A 3,532-nucleotide genomic window follows, 5' to 3' on the forward strand; every position below is an offset into this window, starting at 1 on the left:
CCTGAATCAAAATTCCCTACAAAAATCAATGGGGCCTGAGCCTAGATATAGAACCTCTTAATTTATTGACCCAATCAGGTTCTTGCGTTTTACAAACTTATAGATGGAAATGAATCTGTAAATGAAATAAATATTTATTCTTCAATCAGAACGTATCATTAAATATGAGTAGAATTTTCAAAATTAGAAATATATCAATTATGCATGGAATATTTGAATCCATGCATAATTTCCCTGATAATTTTACTTGGCAATCCAAGCAGCTGTAATAGCTGGACTAATCAGAGTACTAATTAGCTGATTGAATTTATAAAATCTTCCCGTTTTTGCATTTGCGATCAGGATTACGTCTTTATTTTTCACAGGAATTTTTTGAGAGAGCAAATAATTTGTTGGATCCATCATATCAATTTTATAAACAACAGGCGTGCCTAGCGCGGTAGAGGTCGCCGTAAGGTGAAGCCGTTTTGCAGCCACCGGATCTTCAAAGCGAAATAGAAAAACAGCATTTGGATCAGCACGATTATCATTGGGACCACCAGCACGAGCGACAGCCTCAGCGAGCGAAAGATTAGGAGACTTGAATGGGATTTCAGCTACCGTATTACCGGTAGCGCCAAAAATCGTATACGTTCGTGGCTGATAAATAATATGAATTCTGTCACCTGGATGAGCTCTGATATCTTCATGCGGGTGAGATTCCAATGTACCTAAATCAGTACTTCCTGTCCGCTCTCCTCTTACAAGAGAGACATGAGTATCTTCAGGGGGGTAAAGCGCTCCTCCAGCGATTGCCACCAAATCAGAAAGCCTTTCCTCCGCAGTACTTAAAACAATACGACCAGGCCGATGAACCTCTCCTGAAACAATAACCGTATTGGAAATATCGTTGGAGATCCTTACCATTACCTGAGGATTTTGTGACTTACCACTTAACCGCTGCCGAATCTGTTCAGCCACGAACTGAGGAGTCAAACCTGAAACACTAAGACGACCAACAAAAGGCACAGCAATAGTACCATCGGCTTCTACCTGAGTTGGTGGAAGACTCTGATGCGTTACCCCCGCAGAGATACCGTTAGAAACTGCCCCTTCACTTGAACTTTCTGATTCTGCAGTCGCCCCTCCCCCTGGGGAGAAAAGCCCATTTCCCAACTCAAAAATTGTGATTGTGAGAAGATCTCCCGGTCCAATCCGATCATTATGAAAATATGTTGCCCCACTTTCATCAAGACTGGAAATCAGAGGAGGAACTTCAGAAGAGAGAATATCTGTTGTATCAGGAGTAATAGGAATAATCTGGTAACCCAATGGGTTCTTAGCTGGACTTTTTACTGATGCAAGAACACGACTTTCTGTCGGTGCACTTTCAGGGAGGGCACTGCATCCGGCTACCCCCACCCAAGCCATTAGAGGCAACAGGACAGACAAACGATTAACAGGGATAGACAACATCGAAAGAGCAATACGCATAGAACAAACGGCTTTCTCGGACAGGTTAGGTAGTGAAGTCAAACTGGCTATCGTGAACACCGGGAGAACTTTCAAAAAGTAAAAATCTTTTTACTGTAAAAGCCTCCTAAAGCATAAGCCTTCCAAAAAAAAAATCGAACGAAGAGTCTCATCTTTTACAGGATAAAAAGCCCGGCTAGAATCAGAGGGTATTACAAATATATATCAATAATTCCTTTCATGAATTTATAAAAAATTCCTTTATCCCTTAAGAAAACAGATGTTGCATGAGATTCAAATGGATGAGTTATCAGCGTAATGTTTTCGTAATTTCTTATATCTCTTATTTGCCACCAATCATTCCACATATAGATTTTTTCATTTTTCTTTTCTGATCTAGAAATATTTATTATTATGTTCTTCTCGCTTTTTTTTAACAAATTTGAGATATTTTTTAACTTTACCGGAGGTGACATGTGCCCGTCACCACTAAACTGGTTCCCTGTTTGGGGAGCAAAAACAATGGCCAAATCTCCTTTATTATAGTGGAAAAAATATAAAGCATTATATCCACCACTACTCTGCCCAGAGAAAATTATCTTTTTATATTTTCTTTCTATTTTTAAAATATCAAAAAATATTACCATTTTTTTTCTTGAATTATAATAACTAGATATTCCGTCCTCATACCAATTACTATTATTGTCTCTCAGAGAAAGACAATCCACACCAACAGCATTAACAAAATTATCACTTAAGAATGGTTCCCCCAATCCACCAAACCATATAATAAGAGTGTCAGATCCTTTATTATAAAATTTACACTTATCATTTGATAAGCTATTAATAATTTCTTTTAAATTGATCGTATTCAATTTCAATCCAACCTATGTATTGATTTTTATATGAATAATTTATTATATTGTATTGAAAAATTCAACCATAAGCTTTATCCACCTGGAAGGGATTGAAGAGCCGCTGAATTGAAGCGGTTACGTTCTCATTTTCCGCTCAACAGACGGGTCTTGATGGTTGCGCGCGATGACCTCCGCTTTGCACGGGAAGCAGACGAGGGTGTTGTACCCTGAAGTACTACGCGCTCGCACTGACCCTCTCAAGGATGAGGAAGCGACGCATATTACAGACGACATTGGCCAACCCCGCTTTTTATAGCGTTATAGCGGCTCGGACAATGCCACTGTCCGGATAAACAGTCCTGTATGGGCTTTCAGATCGGCAAAGACATGTTCGACGCAAGACCGGATAATGGATTTTCCAGCATTTGATCTACGGATCTGCCTTGAAATGGACTTGAGATACGGATTGTTCCTACAAACCTTTGAGACAAAGCACTACCTGTCAATGAAGACCTCATTGACTTTTGAGTGATAGGCCGTGTTAACCCAAACATCAGACGCGGCAGTGGTGCGGTCAAGCAGCTTTGCGAACATGTTTTCGATCAGGTAGCGCTTTTATACAGATGCCAGTCGTAAGACGGCTTTGATTTCCGGTTCTTCTTCGGTGGGATACAGGCGGTAATGTTCCGCTCTGCGAGAGAGCGTCTGATGCAGTTGCTGTCGTATCCCCGATCACCGATGACTTCTTCTGTTTCGTCGGGAAGATCTGCCAGAAGTATATCTGCTCCCTTGAAGTCACTGACCTGCTGTCAGATATAGACGGACCGGACGGCCCTAGGCGTCACACACGGCATGAAGCTTTGAGTTCAGGCCGCCTTTTGTCCGCCCGATATGGCGGGGAAAAGCCCCTTTTTGAGCAGAGACGCCGCCGTTCTGTGTGTCTTGAGATGTGTTGCATCGATCATCAGGCGCTTTGAACGGCCTGTCTGTTCTGTCAGGGCGACGAAGATCCGGTCAAAGACACCCAGGCGGCTCCACCGAATGAAGCGATTATACAAAGTCTTGTGCGGACCATACGCTTTCGGGGCATCTTTCCACTGAAGACCATTGCGGATCACGTAAACGATCCCGCTCAGAACACGCCGGTCATCCACGCATGGCACTCCGTGAGCCAGAGGGAAATATGGCTTGATCCGTTCCATCTGGCTCTCGGACAGCAAAAA

4 protein-coding genes and 1 pseudogene are annotated in these 3,532 nt (G+C 42.2%); all 5 read right to left on the bottom strand.

The window, feature by feature from the left end; genetic code table 11:
* Window positions 1–243: 243 nt before the first annotated feature.
* Window positions 244–1,473 (bottom strand): polysaccharide biosynthesis/export family protein, encoded by a 1,230-nt coding sequence (locus B7444_RS14330; RefSeq protein ID WP_016738177.1) that lies wholly within the window; start codon window positions 1,471–1,473, stop codon window positions 244–246.
* A gap of 191 nt (window positions 1,474–1,664) precedes the next feature.
* Window positions 1,665–2,327: a hypothetical protein gene (locus tag B7444_RS14335; RefSeq protein ID WP_224777862.1), complete on the bottom strand. Its 663-nt coding sequence runs from the start codon at window positions 2,325–2,327 to the stop codon at window positions 1,665–1,667.
* 217 nt (window positions 2,328–2,544) lie between these two features.
* A pseudogene (locus B7444_RS17250) lies at window positions 2,545–2,891 on the bottom strand (IS5/IS1182 family transposase); the annotation flags it as partial.
* A 20-nt stretch (window positions 2,892–2,911) separates the two neighbouring features.
* Complete coding sequence (locus B7444_RS17470; protein ID WP_196769124.1) at window positions 2,912–3,088, bottom strand: transposase; 177 nt, start codon at window positions 3,086–3,088, stop codon at window positions 2,912–2,914.
* Between the two features lie 87 nt (window positions 3,089–3,175).
* A partial coding sequence (locus tag B7444_RS16850) for a transposase (RefSeq protein ID WP_200146810.1) occupies window positions 3,176–3,532 on the bottom strand: 357 nt, incomplete at its 5' end.

It is taken from the genome of Gluconobacter thailandicus F149-1 = NBRC 100600 (genome assembly GCF_000964465.1).
GTDB lineage: Bacteria > Pseudomonadota > Alphaproteobacteria > Acetobacterales > Acetobacteraceae > Gluconobacter > Gluconobacter thailandicus.